The 15,378-nt window shown below is 68.0% G+C and carries 13 protein-coding genes and 1 pseudogene; 5 read left to right on the top strand and 9 right to left on the bottom strand.

All coding sequences use genetic code 11. The features are described from left to right. Positions 1-2: 2 nt before the first annotated feature. Genes IF88_RS0126235 through IF88_RS0126215 form a run of 5 tightly spaced genes read right to left on the bottom strand, consistent with a single transcriptional unit; the run spans position 3 to position 2,188 of the window. Positions 3-341, bottom strand: a complete 339-nt coding sequence (locus IF88_RS0126235; RefSeq protein ID WP_030717373.1) for an RRQRL motif-containing zinc-binding protein — start codon at positions 339-341, stop codon at positions 3-5. Further along, positions 341-565 (bottom strand): hypothetical protein, encoded by a 225-nt coding sequence (locus tag IF88_RS0126230; protein WP_030717370.1) that lies wholly within the window; start codon positions 563-565, stop codon positions 341-343. The genes IF88_RS0126235 and IF88_RS0126230 overlap by 1 nt, the downstream gene beginning before the upstream one ends. Continuing rightward, positions 562-1,599 carry a hypothetical protein gene (locus IF88_RS0126225; protein ID WP_030717367.1) on the bottom strand — a complete coding sequence of 346 codons (1,038 nt, stop codon included), beginning with the start codon at positions 1,597-1,599 and terminating at the stop codon, positions 562-564. The genes IF88_RS0126230 and IF88_RS0126225 overlap by 4 nt, the downstream gene beginning before the upstream one ends. After that, complete coding sequence (locus tag IF88_RS0126220; RefSeq protein WP_030717364.1) at positions 1,596-1,922, bottom strand: DUF6303 family protein; 327 nt, start codon at positions 1,920-1,922, stop codon at positions 1,596-1,598. The genes IF88_RS0126225 and IF88_RS0126220 overlap by 4 nt, the downstream gene beginning before the upstream one ends. Further along, positions 1,919-2,188, bottom strand: a complete 270-nt coding sequence (locus IF88_RS0126215) for a DUF6284 family protein (protein ID WP_030717361.1) — start codon at positions 2,186-2,188, stop codon at positions 1,919-1,921. The genes IF88_RS0126220 and IF88_RS0126215 overlap by 4 nt, the downstream gene beginning before the upstream one ends. Positions 2,189-2,667: 479 nt before the next feature. Here IF88_RS0126215 and IF88_RS0126210 point away from each other — a divergent pair, with 479 nt between their 5' ends. Further along, positions 2,668-3,513, top strand: a complete 846-nt coding sequence (locus tag IF88_RS0126210) for a sigma factor-like helix-turn-helix DNA-binding protein (protein ID WP_030717358.1) — start codon at positions 2,668-2,670, stop codon at positions 3,511-3,513. 1 nt (position 3,514) lies between these two features. Continuing rightward, complete coding sequence (locus IF88_RS0126205) at positions 3,515-4,339, top strand: protein phosphatase 2C domain-containing protein (protein WP_030717355.1); 825 nt, start codon at positions 3,515-3,517, stop codon at positions 4,337-4,339. Between the two features lie 135 nt (positions 4,340-4,474). Here IF88_RS0126205 and IF88_RS49655 read toward each other — a convergent pair whose 3' ends face one another. Both IF88_RS49655 and IF88_RS0126200 read right to left on the bottom strand, forming a co-directional pair. Beyond that, entirely contained in the window at positions 4,475-4,909 is a 435-nt protein-coding gene (locus IF88_RS49655) for a ComF family protein (protein WP_420711005.1), read from the bottom strand. 464 nt (positions 4,910-5,373) lie between these two features. Continuing rightward, positions 5,374-6,324, bottom strand: a complete 951-nt coding sequence (locus IF88_RS0126200; RefSeq protein ID WP_037807084.1) for a DNA-processing protein DprA — start codon at positions 6,322-6,324, stop codon at positions 5,374-5,376. A gap of 380 nt (positions 6,325-6,704) precedes the next feature. Here IF88_RS0126200 and IF88_RS0126195 point away from each other — a divergent pair, with 380 nt between their 5' ends. From IF88_RS0126195 to IF88_RS49650, 3 genes and pseudogenes are all read left to right on the top strand, one after another. Further along, positions 6,705-8,006, top strand: coding sequence for an EVE domain-containing protein (locus IF88_RS0126195; RefSeq protein WP_234323705.1), 1,302 nt, complete (start codon positions 6,705-6,707; stop codon positions 8,004-8,006). A gap of 219 nt (positions 8,007-8,225) precedes the next feature. Beyond that, positions 8,226-9,011 (top strand): S1 family peptidase, encoded by a 786-nt coding sequence (locus tag IF88_RS44135; RefSeq protein ID WP_078893151.1) that lies wholly within the window; start codon positions 8,226-8,228, stop codon positions 9,009-9,011. Positions 9,012-9,190: 179 nt separating this feature from the next. Beyond that, positions 9,191-9,277: pseudogene (locus IF88_RS49650) on the top strand (glutamine synthetase); the annotation flags it as partial. Positions 9,278-9,444: 167 nt separating this feature from the next. Here IF88_RS49650 and IF88_RS40875 read toward each other — a convergent pair. Together IF88_RS40875 and IF88_RS42335 are read right to left on the bottom strand one after the other, a co-directional pair. Then, positions 9,445-11,505: a PIG-L family deacetylase gene (locus IF88_RS40875; RefSeq protein ID WP_037807082.1), complete on the bottom strand. Its 2,061-nt coding sequence runs from the start codon at positions 11,503-11,505 to the stop codon at positions 9,445-9,447. 328 nt (positions 11,506-11,833) lie between these two features. After that, the gene (locus IF88_RS42335; RefSeq protein WP_051837569.1) at positions 11,834-15,274 is read right to left on the bottom strand and encodes a PIG-L family deacetylase; all 3,441 of its coding nucleotides are present in this window, start codon (positions 15,272-15,274) and stop codon (positions 11,834-11,836) included. Positions 15,275-15,378 lie beyond the last annotated feature (104 nt).

The raw sequence follows: 15,378 nt of genomic DNA, 5'->3' as shown, positions 1-15,378 counted from the left end.
GTTCAGGCGACGCGCTGTTCATCGGGGTACGCACACGGGTTGCACATGCCGAGCGAGGCCGGGATCACGTACCCGGCATCCCGGCGGCATTGAGGGCAGGTGCGGCGGGCCGCGTTCGCCTTGGCGAGGGCCGCGGCTTTCCGTGTGGTCATCGGGCGGACCGGCTTGGCCCGGTCGAGCCGGTACAGGTAGGCGACCATCGGGCCCCGACGTCGGCGGGGGCGTTCAAGCTGGGCGACGACGTCCTGTCCACCTGGCCGGAGACCTAGTGAGCGGAGCTGTCGGCGGGTGGCCAAGCCGTCCGGGGCGAGGCGCCAGGAGTAGACGGGCAGGTTCGCCATCAGTGCAGCCGGTGGTAGGCGGCCCGGCACGTCGCTGCGTGCCCGTTGGCGTCATCACGAGTGATGCTCAGGTGGTAGTCGACGTGGGTCTCGCCGCATCCGTGGCATGACCAGCGGGCCCGGTTGACGGTGCCCTTGACGTCGATGGCGGCGCCGATCTGGTTGTGCATCCGGATCAGCAGGTCGTCCGGCTCGGCCGGGGCGCTGTTCGGGGAGAGCTTCACTGGGTGGCTCCTTCCAGGGCGGGGGCGGTGTTCGCGTCGCGCAGTTCCTGGTAGCGGGTGGAGGCCCAGCCGACGGACCAGCCGGTCAGTTCCGCGGCGACCCGAACGGGGAGTCCGGCCTCGAAGGCGGCGCGGACGGTGGCGAGGGCCGGTTCCTCAAGGAGCTTCTTTTCCGGTGGTCCGGCGGCCAGCAGCGCGGCGCGTTCACGCTCGATGCGTTCCTGTTCACGGATCTGTTCACGACGTTCACGCTCGGCCTGATCGGCGCGGGCCTGACGTTCACGCTCGGCCCGCTGCTGGGCCTCCAGTTCGCGCTGCTGCGCGGCCTGGCGTTCAAGGCGTTCACGCTCGGCCTGCTGCTGTTCACGCTCGCGTTCACGGCGTTCACGGGCCTCGCGCTCCGCCCGCTCGTTTGCTTCAGCCCGCTCCTGTGCTTCGCGGCGGATACGGTCCTGTCGTTCGGCCTCCTCGCGGATGAGGCGGGCTTCGTGTTCACGCTGTTCACGGGCGATGGACGCCTCGTGCTCGCGGCGTTCACGGGCCCGCTGTTCGCGGGCGTCCTCGCGGTCCTGGACCGCCTTCGCCCGTGCTTGCTCCTTGGCGTGCTGCTCGGCTTCCAGTGCTCGCACGGCGGCGGTCAGGGCCCGCCGGTAGGCGAGACCGGCCTCCGCTGTCACGATCAGGAGGAGGGGTGCGACGGAGTGGATGGCGACGCCGACCAGGTCCCCGACCAGGGCGGACGCGCCGATGTTGAGGGCGAGGGTCATGGCGCCGGTCATCCACCGCAGGGCTACCGGCCAGGCGCCGCCGTGCCCGCCGAGTCGGGCCAGGACGGAGTCGAGGCGGACCACGATGACCACGGCCGCATCGACCACGAGCGGCAGGATCGGCGCCGTCCACACCCATGCGCCGGGGGTGTGGGCGGCCATCAGCGGGGTGACCGTGAGGACGGAGTAGAGCATCGCCCCGCCCACGATCAGCCACGTGCCCACGGCCAGCGCGCGTTCCGCTGAACGCAGGTGAACGGTGTTCATGCCGCCCCGCTTTCCAGCGGCCGGACCTTGACCGAGCCCAGGAGGAGGACCCGCGCGGGGTGGGGGTGGTAGTCGGGGCCGGTGTGCTCCGTCCACTCCCATTCGGCGTCCTCGGCGAGCGTGAACCCGAGGTACGCAAGGGCCGCCTGCCGCGCGTGAACGCTCGGGATCTCGGTGGACGTGGGCCAGGTGAAGGTGGGCCACTCGCTGACCAGACCGGTCTGGGCCACGTACAGCTGCCAGCATGGGCCGGCCGTGCGTTCCGGGGCGGTGGTGCCGCAACAGCGCAACGACAACTGCGCTCCAAAGATCTGCTTGCTCATGCCGCGTCCCCCGCCACGCTTGCGCCGGCGGTGCGGTTGGCCAGCTCCCGCCGGGCCGCCAGGACCCGGTTGCGAGCCCGCCGGATGCGGCGGGCGTCGAACTCGAACGCCGGCCGGTCCAGCAGCGCGATCAGCGCATCGAGCAATTCGACCTCGGCCAGGACCACGGGCATCTCGGTCTCGATCGCGTCCAGCTCCGCGTCCGACGGCTCCAGATCGTCGGACCACGGGGTAACAACGTCGTGAAGTGCAGCGATGGACTTCATGGGTCTTGCTCCTTCGAGAGAGGAACGGGACTCAGCAGCCCCCGGCGCGGGAACGCCGGGGGCTGCACTGCGATAGGGGTGAAGCAGGAAGAACTACTCCGGCTCCCCTCAACCCCGCCCGTACAGCGCATGGGCGCCGGACGGGCGGAGGAGGCAACCGGCCGCAGCCTGAGAGGTCTGCGGCGAGGCTGGTTACTGCAATGTCTCCTTCAGGCTTGAGGCCTGGCGAAGGCGTATGGAGACGTGACCTTTCGGTCTAAGCCCTCCGGTGAATGACAAGGCGCCGGGTCGCCTCCCCCCGTCCGTCGCGGGGCTCCTGGTCGTGCAGAAGTGCAGGTCATAGGCGTGTTAGGCCCCCACGCAACTGCTTGCCTAGGGGGCCTATGCGCCGATCTGATAGCCAAGGTAGGCAGTCGCGGCGTGGTCGTCAAGCCCCCCTCGCGGTATGATTGCAAGGCCCCCTAAGCGCGGAGGATGAGATGCACGAAGAGATGCAGCGGGTTGCGCAGGTCAAAGTGCCTGTGGAGCGCGCGAAAGCCGCGATCGACCTCTTGGCGGACTACCAGGGGCGCGTGATCGAGCTTTCGCGTATCAGGCGAGAGGCGATCGAGGAGGCAGCAGCATCGGGCATGTCGCAGTCAGAGATCGCCGCGCTCCTGGGCGTGAGTCGCGGTCGTGTCGGCCAGTTGGCCTCTCAGGGCCCCCCGCCGGAACGTGCCTTCTTCGGTACAGACCTCATGACGATCTCGCTCGGTGGCAAGTACGAAGCTGGCAAGTCACCCGAGGAGAACCCGGGCGAAGTGGTCGCGCGAGAAGACCTGGGGAATTTCGATCGACTCAGGAAGCTCCTGGCGACGCTGAAGCTGGATGCGCACTATGAGGTGATCCCGCCAAGCGGCATGGTTAACCTCAACCGGGACAACCACGTAGTGGTCTGCGGGCCGCGGCTGTCACCGATCATCGCCCAGGTGCTTGAAGGCGACGACTACCTTCGTTTCGAGAAGGACAGGGCATGGCATCTCGTAGACCTTAAGGCCGATGAGCGATTCCGGTCCCCCATGGACGAGGACGGATCGGCGGCAGACTACGGGTACCTTGCGCGTCTCCCACGGCTCGATGGTCGAGGAACATTCCTCTATGCCGCCGGTATCCACGCTATTGGGGCGAACGGCGTCGTTCACTACCTGGAGAACAACCTTCCCGAGCTGTACCGCGAGGTTCGCACGCGACGCTTCTCGACCCTGATCTCTTGCCGCTATGACCCCAAGACTCTGGAAGTCCTGGAGAGCAAGAGGGTTACGCCGCTCTACCGACACGAGGGATAACATGCAGGTCAGCGTTGCGACCCAGGCCGGCGGCTCATCGCCTAACGAGGACTGGGTGGCGGGTACCCCGACGTTCGCAGTGGTCCTTGACGGGCTCAGTACGGCAGGCTTGGACACTGGGTGTGTCCACGGCGTGCCTTGGTACGTCGCCCAACTGGGTGGCCATATCGTCGCTGCTCTTGCGGACCCTGGCGTGCCACTACCAGACGCGTTGGCGTCAGCCCTGGAACGAGTAGCGAAGCTTCACCAGACCTGCGACTTGAAGAACCCAGGCACGCCGTCGGCAACCGTGGCCATTCTCCGAGAGCGGTCGGATCGGATCGATCATCTAGTCCTGGCAGACTCGCCGATCGTGCTTCAGGGGCCAGAGGGGTTCACGACGCTGACCGATCTTCGGGTGGACGACGTTTGCCAAGACCTGAGGGCCGAAACGGAGCGCCACGCGACGGGCTCCCCGGACCACCGAGCCAGCGTGGCCAGGCTGGTGGCAGCTCAACGGCAGATTCGGAACACTCCCGAGGGCTACTGGGTGGCCGCTGCGGAGGCGGAGGCAGCGTTTCACGCACTGACGGGCACTGCGAAGCTGAGCGAGGTTCGGTCGGCCGCCGTAGTTTCGGACGGCGTCTCACGGCTCGTCACCGAGTATCAGATGGCCTCTTGGGGGGACGTGTTCGCCCAACTGCGCAGGGAGGGCCCCGCAGCGCTGATTGCCACGGTTCGTAAGGTGGAGGGGACAGACCCTCATGGGCACCGGTGGCCCCGGTACAAGGCTGGTGACGATGCTGCCGTGGCCTTCTGTCAACGTGGCACTGACGCGCGCTATTGACGCGTGGCGCACTTCCAATGCTGCAGTTCGGACAGCCGGGAGGGGAGCTGTCCGGGCTCACCGGGTTGAGCGTTGCACTTAAGGACGGATTTCAGGAAATGCGTCTCGGCTCAGCGGCTGCACGTCGGCTCCCTGTCATCGCCGGCGCCTAAATACCTCTGAAAACGGATCTGAGGAGTGGATTCCGTGAACCACGCAGCTATCTAGATCAAGCACCCTTTGTGGCAGTGTGGCAACCAAGTTCCTGGAATCGCTCCACTCCGCGGATAGCTGTCGACCGAAGGAAATCCCCACGACCGTTCGGGCGCCGCCATCTTTGAGAGCTCGTGCGGCGCTTGCCAAGGTGCCCCCGGTGGTAAACGTGTCATCGAGAACAAGTACCCGTTTTCCCGCCACTATCGAGCTCGCCGAAAAGAGATCCCCGACCGCCCGCCCTCGCCGCGTATCAGCTTTCGATGCGTCATTTTTGACGAGTGTCGAGCTATCCCAGGATTGTGAGAAGTTTCTGACGCAATTAACGACCCTGTCAAGGTGACTCACCCCGCCACGCGTAGACGAGTGGGAGGGCATGGTGATCCTCAGATCAAACGGCCCCCCATACGCTGTCTCTATGCAGCGCTCGTGGCTCTTCAGGAACGACCAAAGGAGTGCGCCCAGAGGCATGCGCAACCAGCCCGCAGATGCGTCATTCTTCGCGCGCCACAAGACACCCTCGAAGCCGCTGTGGAGGGAGTAGCAGATCGGAACGAATCCGTCTAGATGTCGAGAAATGGTGTTCGCGCAGTCGAAGCAACGCTCGTAGGGCGTCCCGAGACTGCCCACGCGGGTTGGTGTGCGGCAAGTAAGGCACGTCGCATTGGCGTCATCCGGCAGGACCGGAGGGGCCACACCTTGTTCACGCAACCACTTCACCCAGTGGCTTGTCATCCAACCCTGATGGTTGGGACGCGCGAAGACACGATAGGACAACTCCAGCCCCCCTGCTCACGACTGAACCCCAGGGAAAGCTAATCCTACGTTCCGATCTCGCGCAATCACCCAGCGTCAAACAAGAGCTGTAGCTGCGGCGGTGCTTCGTGCGAGCGGACGGGGGTGGCGAGAATTTCGAGCATTTGTTCGATCGCCCCCACGGCGGTCGCCTTGCCTGAGTCCACCATCTTGCGCGCCCATGGCTGGTTGTCGACGAGCGAGCGAAGAAGTAGGACGTGCCTCCCTTGTTCAGCTGCCACGCGTGCCTGCATCTTGGCGCCCGAGGTTCCCGACGCCTCAATGACGAGAGTTCCCAGACTGGCTGCGGAGGTGACGTGATTCCTGCGCGGGAACGTGTCGCGCCCCGGCGAGCGAGACGGCCAGAACTGCGAAAGGATTACGCCGCGCTCAGCGATCTCCTCCGCGAGGTCGTGGTTCTCCTTCGGATAGCATCGAGTAATCCCTGTACCGATTACTGCGATGGTTCGGCGACCGAAGTGCAGTGCCGTTTGATGGGCGGCCGTGTCCACCCCGCGGGCAAGACCCGAAGTGATGCAGTATCCCGCTTCACCCAGCTCCCGAGATGCGCGTTTGGCGCGGGAAAGCCCGATATCCGAAACCTGTCGTGTTCCCACAACGGCAACTGAGCGAGCATCGGCCTCGTGGTCCAATGCTCCGCGATAGAATAGAAATGGTGGCAGGTCGGCCACGTTTCGCAGGTTCTCGGGGTAGTCGGCGTCAAGCACGGTGACTAGGCCAGCCCCCACCGTAGCGGCCAGTTCCAACTCTTCCTCGACACGGCCGAAGTGCTGCGAGAGTGGGCTCTCAGCCAGGGCCTGCCGCAGGAGAGGGAGCGCCTTGCGTGCGGCGGCTGAGTCTTCCGGAATGAATCCTTCACACAGGCTGTCTAGCTGCCCATTCAGGGCGCAACGCGCGAGCAGCGACCAGTCCACGCTCTTCGCTTCGATGCGCAGGGCACAGAGCGCCAACAAGCGCATTTGAGTGTCATCGATCATCCCGGTCTCCTTCTACTCAAAGATCACTGTTCGAAGGATCGATGACTGAAAGTCTAGGGGCCTCAACTGTTGCCCGGCTACACGTACGCGCGGCCAGGAGGCGCCTGACTGGCGCCCCCCACGCCTGACGTGCGCCGTTGCAGAAACTAGATTTCCACGAGCACTCGAACGTGCGCCTCCGGTCTACTGCCCTGTGGCCTCCCCGTGGATGGGACTCACTCGGGTTGGGCTTGGGAGAGTCGCGTAGCCGGCGCAGGCTGCATCGGCCCCAGCCAGATCCTTGGTGCCTTGTCGTACCCCTGCCGTAGGCTCGTGAGGTTGATCTCCTCGACCCAACAGGGGTGGGTATGGCGACGTGGCTTCTGGCTTGCAACCAGGAGATGTTCGAGCTCGACAGGTACCGGAAGGATGGGCACGACCTCAGTTCCTGGAGCGTCGGACGGCACCTCAAGGAGTTGGCCGCCGGCGACGAGTTCGTCATGTGGGTAACGGGGCCTCGCGGCGGACTCGTCGGCAGGGGGCGAATTACTGGCGTTCCGACGCAGCAGGCAAGTGCCCCCGATGAGTACTGGCAGGAGGACCCCGGGACGCGCTGGTATGCGCCGCTGGTCATGGATGAGTGGCTCAAGCAGGCGATCCCGCGTCAGCGTTTCCAGGAGGACGCGCGCTTTCAGGAGCGGTCCCCACTGCGCTCCCTGTTCGCCACGAACCCCCACAGGGTGACGGAGGAGCAGTGGGGCGCTTTCGAGGAGGCCTTCGCAAGCAGGGAGGTCGGGGATGCCGCCCCCGTCTGGGATCTGCTCCCCGGTCAGACCATCAAGCGCAAGGAGCTGCACGACCGGTACGGCGGCAGCCGCCAAGGTGGCATCAGTAAGTGTGCCAAGTCGGACAATGTGTTGCTGTTCAGCGATCCGAAGACGGGGCACCAGCACGGCTACTTCGACAAGTGGGCTGAGGACGGCACGTTCCACTACACGGGAGACGGCCAGACCGGGCCCCAGACCTTCGACAGCTTGGGGAATGCATCCACTCGGGACCACGTGAGTCTGGGCCTCGCGTTGCGGCTCTTCGAGGGGTCGCGTGGCTTCGTTCGGTACGTCGGTGAGTTCGCCGTGGACCCGGGGCAGCCATATTCATTTGGTGAGGCGCCGGAGACGGGTGGCGGGCCGCTGCGGAAGGTCATCCGGTTCCACCTGGTGCCGGTCGGTAGTACCACCCAGCCGGCGAGTGTCCCCGTCGGTTGTGGATACCGAGTGGCGGACGAATCGGTAGAGCCCTCCCCTGCCCAGCTCAGCCCTTCTGACAGTGATCTCGTTGGGAGGAACCTCAAGGCGCACCGCAAGCTGCAGAACGACCTAGCGAAGGCGGCCGAGGCGCGAGGACTGGAGGTGTTGTCACCGGGCCTCGCGGACCCCGACTTTGACCTCGGGTGGCGTTTGACTGCCACCGAGTTGACGGTGTGCGAGGTGAAGTCGCTGACGCTGGCCAACGAGACGCGTCAGCTGCGCACGGGCATCGGGCAACTGCTCGACTACCACGACAGGCTCAAGGGCAGGGCGGACTCAGTGCGCGCTGTCCTATGGGTAGAGCGCGAGCCGTCAGAGTCGCGCTGGGTCGCCCTGTGCCAGCGCGTGGGGATCACGCTCGCTTGGCCCGGCCGTGAAGGCGACGCGTTCGCCTAAACGTGATCGCTCACATGGACGGCCGGGCGGTGCGTCTGGGCAGCTCCCTGGGGATTCCATGGCCCTGCCATGAGTGCTCCTGGTGCCCCATGTCAGTCTGCGAATCGGATGCCGATCTTCACCCACCGTGCAGGACAGTTGCATGATCTACTGCCCTAAGATCGTCTTCCGGCAACTTCAACTCGGTCTAAGGAACGCGGTCACAGAAGGAGGCCCTGCGTGGCAGACTCGACTGATTCCACGCCAATCCCGGAGTTGAGTTTCTATCAACTTCACTCGCCCTGCCTTGTGTGCGTAGAAACATCCGGAGATGATGGAGAGCTCGGTATTGGGACGGCCTTTCATATCGGTGACGGCTACCTAGTAACTGCCCGGCACGTGGTGGAAAACCGTCAGCTCCAGAACCTAATTCCGTACCGCGGCGCTAAACTTTCCCTTGATTCTGTTGAGGTCATCTATCCAGGTGATCCAACCGTTGATCTCGCACTACTGAAGACCGATTTTTCCCTTGAGTACTACATGGAGAGTGTCAGTTTCTGGGGCAATGACAAGGTCAGGAAGATCGACCACATCGAGATCGGTGGGCATCTTGACGACTGGATCGACGACGGTCTCGTGATGATGAGAGTTGTCGCGTTGGGGTATCCGCCGATCCCGACGTCGCCACGTCCAGAGCTCGTCGCAGTTCGAGGTGAGGTCATCACCATCGTTGATCCATACGTGGGATCGAAGCACCCTCTATTCGTCATCTCTCCGATGGCGCGCGGTGGCTTCAGTGGTGGCCCGGTCCTCACGGAGGACGGCTGGCTATTGGGCGTGGTTACATCGTCGCTGCTAACGAATCACGCTGCCCCTGAGCTGGGATATGGAGCAGCTTTGACTGTGGAGCCTCTCTGGAATCTCCTTGCGGAGAATGGAATATATCCCGCTTCTAATGGTGATTTCCTGCAAGAGATTTACGGGGTCCGGTCTCCCGACTCATCTGGCGAGGAAGACGGCGAATGACCTGACTCAGACTGCAGAGGTCTTCTGACTACGGCGTCGTGGCGAAGCGCCCTCCTGGGCCGTCTCTGGGCCGTCGGAGGGTGGCCGATGGTCACTGTGGATGACCAATGACAGCCTCTCAGATGCTGCTTGAGATAGGGCCCTTAGAGGGGCCGCCTCGTGGCTGAGGCAGACATGACTTCCTCCGCAACAAGAAGCAGGAGTGGGAGGAATACCGCAGCGAGGTCACGGCCTTCGAACTCCGCAAGAACCTCCCGGTCCTCTAACCTCGGCTCAAAGCCCCATCGGGGCACGTACGGCACTCCGGGCCGGTGGTCATTGACCGCCGGCCCGGAGTCGTCCCGTGGACCTGCTGATGCCTCTTCACGCATCTTGAGACGCGCCGTCGCGCACTGGTTCCACGGTTCGGGGAACGCGGCTGAATAGTCGGCGGTCAGTGGACCGCGCGGTGCCAGGTGGGGTGGGTGGGGGTGGTGGGAGTGGTGGTCGTGTGGAGTTCGGCGTCCAGGCCCAGGACCGCTGTCGTGGTGGTGCCGGTGGGTTCGAGGACGGCCGAGGGGGCGCCGGCGAAGAGCATGCGGGATTCCGTCCAGGCAGGGGGGCCGCCGAGGCCCGTCGTGCCGATGGTGCCGCTCTCCGCGCGGCCCGCCACGAGGCGGCCCGCGGCGCCGACCGCGCCGTAGCCGGCCCGGCCGCCCGCCTCCGCGACGCTGGAGACCTGGGGCCTGGCGGAGGGGCCCGCCGTGACCAGGGCGGTGCGCACGACCCCGGAGTCGGGGCGGCGGAAGTACAGGCGGACGCCCGCGCCCTCCGGGGAGGCCGAGAGGGGGACCGTCGTCGCGGGCAGGCCCGTCGGTGACGGCCCGGCCAGCGTGGCGCCCGCGGCGGACTGGGTCCAGGCCAGCACGGACTTGGTGGTGGTGGCGTACACGTGGCGCCGCCCGGCGGTGTCGACCGCCGTCACCGGGTCGCCCTGCAGGTCCTCGCCGCCGAGGCGCTGCCAGGGGGAGAAGCCGCCGTCCGGCAGCTGGGCGGTGGCGCGCAGGGTGCGGCGGGAGTCGCGCAGGTAGACCGTGAGGAGGCCCTGCCCGTCCACGGCGGCCGCCGGGGCGCTGATCGCCGAGGTGCCCTCCTCGTCGGTCCGTTCGGGCGTGCCGAGCGACTGCCACGGGCCGAACGGCCCGTCGGCCGCGGACTGGACGGCGTACACGACGTCGCGCCGGTAGTCGGCGGGCGCGGAGCCGAGAGACGTGCGGGTGGCGAGGACGGCGATGCGGCCGTCGGGGAGGCGGGCGGTGTTCGCCCCCGGGTCGATGCCCGTGCCCGGGAGGAGGACCGGGCCCGCCCAGTCGCCGCCGGGCCCTCGCGTCCAGTACGCCATCTGGCCGTCGAGTACGGCGAACGCCCAGAGCCGGCCCGGCGTTCCCTGCGTCAGCCAGGAGGTGCTGTCGGCGCGGGTGTAGCGCAGCGACTGGGCCCAGTTGCGCCCGGTCGGGTTGCCCGCGACCTTGCGGTCGCCGCACCCCGAGGGGCTGCCGCAGTGGTCCTGGTGGTCCTGCCAGGCGTAGGTCCGCAGGTAGTTGGTCTTCGCCTCGGCCGTCTGCGGGTCCAGCGAGTGGGGCAGGGTGCTGTTGTGGTAGCCGAGGTAGCTCTGGACCGAGAAGCGGGGGCGGCGCTGGACCTGGGCGGCGTAGGCGGCGGTGGCGGCCTGCACGAAGCGCGCCCCGTACATGTGGTCCTGGTGGTCGGTGTACCGGCCGCTGTCCCCGTACCGGTTCGGCGTCGGGTCCTGCATCCGTATCGTCGTCGGCCGGTACAGCTCCAGGACTCCGGCTATCGACTGGACGAGCTGGTCCTTCGTGTACGAGAACGGCTGCTTGACCGGGGTGCCGGAGGTCAGCTGCGCGTCCAGCGAGGCTATCCGGCCGTTCCACAGGCCGCGCAGGCTCTCGGGGGCGTCCCCGCCCGTGCTGCGCGCCTCGCGCAGCATCAGCCACACCAGGTTGACCTGCGGCTTCGCTATGAGGACGTCGAGCTCGGCCCGGCCGCCGCCGGCGGTGGGTATGACCGTGCGCTTCCACGCGCTGGTGCGGTCGCCGGTGGCCATCTGGGCGTACGCGGAGCGGATGCCGTTCTGCCGGGCCTCCGCGTAGTGGGTGCGGTCGGCGGGCTGCTCGGGGTCCTTGGCCGCGCCGCCGACGGCCTCGTTGCGGCCGTCGGACTCGCCGGAGGTGAGGTACGCGGTGGTGACCTGGGTGCCGGACAGCAGGGAACGGCTGAGGTCCGGGTTCATGAAGAAGAGGTCGTCGTCGGGGTGCGCGACGACCTGGACGACCGACCCGGCGGTGACGCTCGCGGGCAGGACGGCGGTCGGGCCCTTCTCCTGGGTGGCCTCGGCCGAGGTCTGCTGGCCGGTGGCCACGGAGAGCACGCCGGTGGCGCCGGCTGTCAGCACGGTGAGCAGAGCCGCGAAGCGACGACGGGTCACGGGCATCGGGTCACGCCTTGGGTCGTTCCGGGCGGAGAAACCGCTGAGCAGTCAGAGAGAGGCCAAAACGGGGAACTTGGTTCACCGATTCGGCCGATGACTGCCGCTTTCCGAAAGCGTCCAGGTGTGATTGTTCCGTGTGGGATCTTGATCCCGGTATGTGACTGAGGTGTGGCCGTGATGTGGAGGCGCTTCGTCCGCCTCTGGCCCCCTTTCTGCGGGCCGTGCCCTACGAGCCCTTGCCCTACGAGCCCTTGCCCTACGAGCCCTTGCCCTACGAGTCCTTGCCCTACGAGTCCTTGCCCTACGAGTCCTTGCCCTACGAGTCCTTGCCCTACGGCGCCGTGTTGCGCGGGCCCACCGGCTGCCACGGCGCCAGGTACGCGTCCGGCGCGTCGGCCGAAGAGGTCACGTACAGCCGCGCGTCGAGCCCCACCACCGCCAGACTGACCATGCTCTTCCCGAGCATCACGGAGGACGGCGCGCCGACGAACATCAGCGGGGACCGCTCCCACGGCCGGCCCGGACCGACCTCCGAGCCCAGCTGCCCGCCCGCCGAACGGCCCGCCAGCACGTGACCGCTCGCCGTCACCGAGCCGAAGCCCTGGAGCCCGCCGAGGTCGGTCATGTTGTTCAGCTTCAGCCCGCCGTCACCCGTCATCAGGGCCGTACGGACGTTGCCCGAACCGGGCTTGCGGAACCACAGCCGCACCCCGCCCTCCCGGCCCTCCGCGGTCAGCGGGAGCGTGGTGTCCGGCAGCCCCGTCGGCGAGACCGGGCCCAGCGGGGCGCCCGGCTTCGGCTGCACCCAGCCGACCACCGTCTTGGAGGTCGCGGAGAACACCATGCGCCGCCCGGCGCCGTCGGTCGCAGTGGCCGGGCTGCCGTGCAGATCGGCGCCGCCGTACTTCTCCCAGGGCCCCCAACTGCCGTCCTCCTGCTGCACCCTGCCGCGCAGGGTGTACGAACCGTCGCGGACGTACGCCGCCGCCTGCCCGGTGCCGTCGACCGAGACGGCCGGGGAGCTGATGTCGGAGGTCCAGTTCTCGTCCGCGACCTCGGGGGTGCCGAGCGACTGCCACTCCCCGAACCGGTCCGCCCCCGCCCGCTCCTGGACGGTGTAGACGACCTCGCGCTTGTAGTCGGTGGGCTTCGCGCCGAAGGAGGTACGGGTGCCGAAGGCGGCTATCCGGCCGTCCTTGAGGGTGACGGTGCTCACGCCCGGGTCCATGCCGGTGCCGGGCAGCAGGTCCGGCCCCTTCCAGCGGCCGACCAGACCGGGCCGGTGCCAGACGGCGACCTGGCCGTCGAGCACCTTGAAGGCCCACAGCCCGAGTTCCTTGTCGGAGGTCAGCCAGGTGGTGCTGTTGCCGCGGGCGTAGTTGATGGAGTCCGACCACCGGTTGCCGCCCGGATGGTCGGAGATCTTGAGGTCGCCGCAGCCGGCGTCGCTGCCGCAGTGGTTCTGCCGGTCGAGCCAGGCGTACGTGTCCAGGATGTCCAGCTTCTCCTTGGCCTCGTCCGGGTCCAGCGCGCTGGGGAGGGAGCCGTTGAAGTAGCCGAGGTAGTTCTGCACCGCGAAGTGCGGGCGGTCCTTGACGTCCTTCGCGTAGGCGGCGGTGGCCAGTTGCACGAAGCGGGCGCCGTAGAAGTGGTCCTGGTGGTCGGTGTACCGCTTGGTGTCGGGGAACCGGCCGGGGGTCGGGTCCTGGGAGCGGACGGCCGTCGGCTTGTACTGCTCCAGCACGCCGACGAGGGTCTGGACGACCTGGTCCTTCGAGTACGAGAACCTCTGCTTGACCGGGGAGCCGGAGGCGACCATCGAATCCAGCCGGGCGACCTTTCCGTCCCACAGGCCGTGCAGGCTCTCGGGGACGTCGGCGTAGACGTTGCCGGCCTCGCGGAGCTGTAGCCAGACCAGGTTGACCTGGGGCTTGGCGACGAGGACGTCGACCTCGGCGTGGCCGCCGCCCTTGGTCGGGACGACGCTGCGCTTCCAGGCGCTGCCGCGGTCGCCGGTGGCCATCTTGGCGTAGGCGGCGCGGATGCCGTTCTGGCGGGCCTCGGCGTACGCGGGCTTGTTGGGCGCGGTCCCGGCCTCCTTGCCGGCGACCGCGTTGATGCCGTCGGCCTCTCCGGAGGTGAGGTAGACCGAGGTCACGGGGTGGCCGGCGGATATGGAGTAACGCAGGTCCGGATTCATGAAGTACAGGTCGTCGTCGGGGTGGGCGATGATCTGGAGCACCCGGCCGGGGTCCGGAGCGTCGGCGACGGCCACGGGGGCGGTGGCCGCGCCCTCGGGGTCGGCGGGGGAGGCGAGGCCTTCGAGGGCCTCGTTGCCGCGGATCACGAGCATGCCGCAGGCGGCGGTGGCGGCGCAGAAGGCGACAGCCTTGACGAGGCGGGCCCGGCGGTGGCGGGGGTTCGGCGGCGCTTCGCGGTCGCCCGCCGCCTCGGGGCCGGCCCCGAACCCGTCGCCGGAGCCGTCCTTGCCGCCGCTGCGGCGGCGCCCGCGTGCGGTCGGCGGCGCGGCGGGGGCCTTCGCGCGGCCCCGCCGGCCGCCGCCACCGGTACCTTCGGCCTCACGGGCCAGCCGCGCGGCCTTCCGCCCCCCGGCGGCTCCGTCCGCCTCGGGTACGTCGCCCTGCGGAGCCCGCTGTTGCTGGTCGGCCGGGACGTGCTGGGTCCGGGGAGAGGGGTGGGCGTGCTGGGCCGGCTCGGCCTCGTGAGACGGGTGGGCCCGCTGGGCCCGCCCAGGCCCGTACGCCCGGGCCTCCCCGGCCTGGGAGGGCAGGTAGGCGTGCTGGACCTGTTGGGCTTCGTGGGTCGGGTGGGCCTGGACTTCCCCGATCTGGTGGGGCAGGTAGGCGTGTTGGGCCGGTTCGGCCCCGTGCGGCGCGTGGAACGGGTAGGCCCGGGTCTCCCCGGCCTGGTGGGGCAGGTGGGCGTGTTGGACCTGCGGGTCCCCGTACGACGGGTGGGTCGGCGCGGCCTCGTGGGGCCGGTGGGCCTGGGACTGCTGGACTTGGTGGGCCTGCTGGGTCTGGTGGGACGACTGCGACGGGTAAGGCGGGGCGGACCCGTGAGGCGGTGTGAACGGGTGTACCTGCTGAGCGTGTTGGGTCTGCTGAAGCCCATGGGCCCAGGCTTCCCCGCCCTGGTGGGGCGGGTACGCCTGCTGGGCCTGCTCGGGCGCGTGCGGAGGGTGGCCCTGCTCGGTCTGGCGAGGCCGGTGGCCCTGGTAGGCGTGCTGTGCCGGCTCCGCCTGGTGGGACGGGTGGGCCTGTGGCGGCTGTTGGGCCTGCTGAGGCCAGTAGGCTTCCCCCGCCTGGTGGGGCGGGTGCGCGTACCGGGCCTCCCCGGCCTGCTGCGGCGCGTAGGCCTCCCCGGCCCGGTGGGCGTGCTGGTTCGGCTGGGTCCCGTACGACGGTTGGGTCTGCTGGGACTCGTGCGGCGCGTGGGTCCACTCGGTCCACTCGGCCTGCTGGGCCTGGTGCGGCGTGTAGCCCGCCCCGGCCTGCTGGGCCTCGTACGGGGCGTAGGCCGATCCGGCCGGGTGCAGCGGGTAGGGCTGTTGGTTCTGGTGAGACTGGTGAGTCTGGTGAGTCTGGTGAGTCTGGTGAGACTGGTGAGTCGGGTGGGGCTGGAGGTGCTCGGCCTGGTAGGTCTGGTGACGGGCCGCGTCGGCCGCGGCCGCGTCGGGACCCTCGGGCGGCGGCCAGGCTGCCGGCGGGTGGACCCAGGCTCCGGTGTCGCCGGGGTGTCCGTCGGACATGGGGCTCCTCGTGGCCGGTCGGCGGGGAGCGGGCCCCATCACACCCTAAGTATTCGGATAATCCGATAATCCCCGTCATGGTACTGCCGGTGAGTCGAACGCCT

The sequence above is a fragment of the Streptomyces sp. NRRL F-2580 genome (assembly GCF_000720115.1).
Classification (GTDB): Bacteria; Actinomycetota; Actinomycetes; order Streptomycetales; family Streptomycetaceae; genus Streptomyces.
The sequence above is the reverse complement of the archived record's forward strand: the minus strand, read 5'-3'. Positions and strand labels throughout refer to the sequence as shown.

Bases quoted from the DNA above. Each gene is read 5' to 3' on its own strand.
- IF88_RS0126225 (WP_030717367.1), bottom strand. From the start codon at position 1,599: ATGAACACCGTTCACCTGCGTTCAGCGGAACGCGCGCTGGCCGTGGGC.
- IF88_RS0126200 (WP_037807084.1), bottom strand. From the start codon at position 6,324: ATGATCGATGACACTCAAATGCGCTTGTTGGCGCTCTGTGCCCTGCGC.
- IF88_RS0126235 (WP_030717373.1), bottom strand. From the start codon at position 341: ATGGCGAACCTGCCCGTCTACTCCTGGCGCCTCGCCCCGGACGGCTTG.
- IF88_RS0126195 (WP_234323705.1), top strand. From the start codon at position 6,705: ATGTTCGAGCTCGACAGGTACCGGAAGGATGGGCACGACCTCAGTTCC.
- IF88_RS40875 (WP_037807082.1), bottom strand. From the start codon at position 11,505: ATGCCCGTGACCCGTCGTCGCTTCGCGGCTCTGCTCACCGTGCTGACA.
- IF88_RS0126220 (WP_030717364.1), bottom strand. From the start codon at position 1,922: ATGAGCAAGCAGATCTTTGGAGCGCAGTTGTCGTTGCGCTGTTGCGGC.
- IF88_RS49655 (WP_420711005.1), bottom strand. From the start codon at position 4,909: ATGCCCTCCCACTCGTCTACGCGTGGCGGGGTGAGTCACCTTGACAGG.
- IF88_RS0126215 (WP_030717361.1), bottom strand. From the start codon at position 2,188: ATGAAGTCCATCGCTGCACTTCACGACGTTGTTACCCCGTGGTCCGAC.
- IF88_RS42335 (WP_051837569.1), bottom strand. From the start codon at position 15,274: ATGTCCGACGGACACCCCGGCGACACCGGAGCCTGGGTCCACCCGCCG.
- IF88_RS0126210 (WP_030717358.1), top strand. From the start codon at position 2,668: ATGCACGAAGAGATGCAGCGGGTTGCGCAGGTCAAAGTGCCTGTGGAG.
- IF88_RS0126205 (WP_030717355.1), top strand. From the start codon at position 3,515: ATGCAGGTCAGCGTTGCGACCCAGGCCGGCGGCTCATCGCCTAACGAG.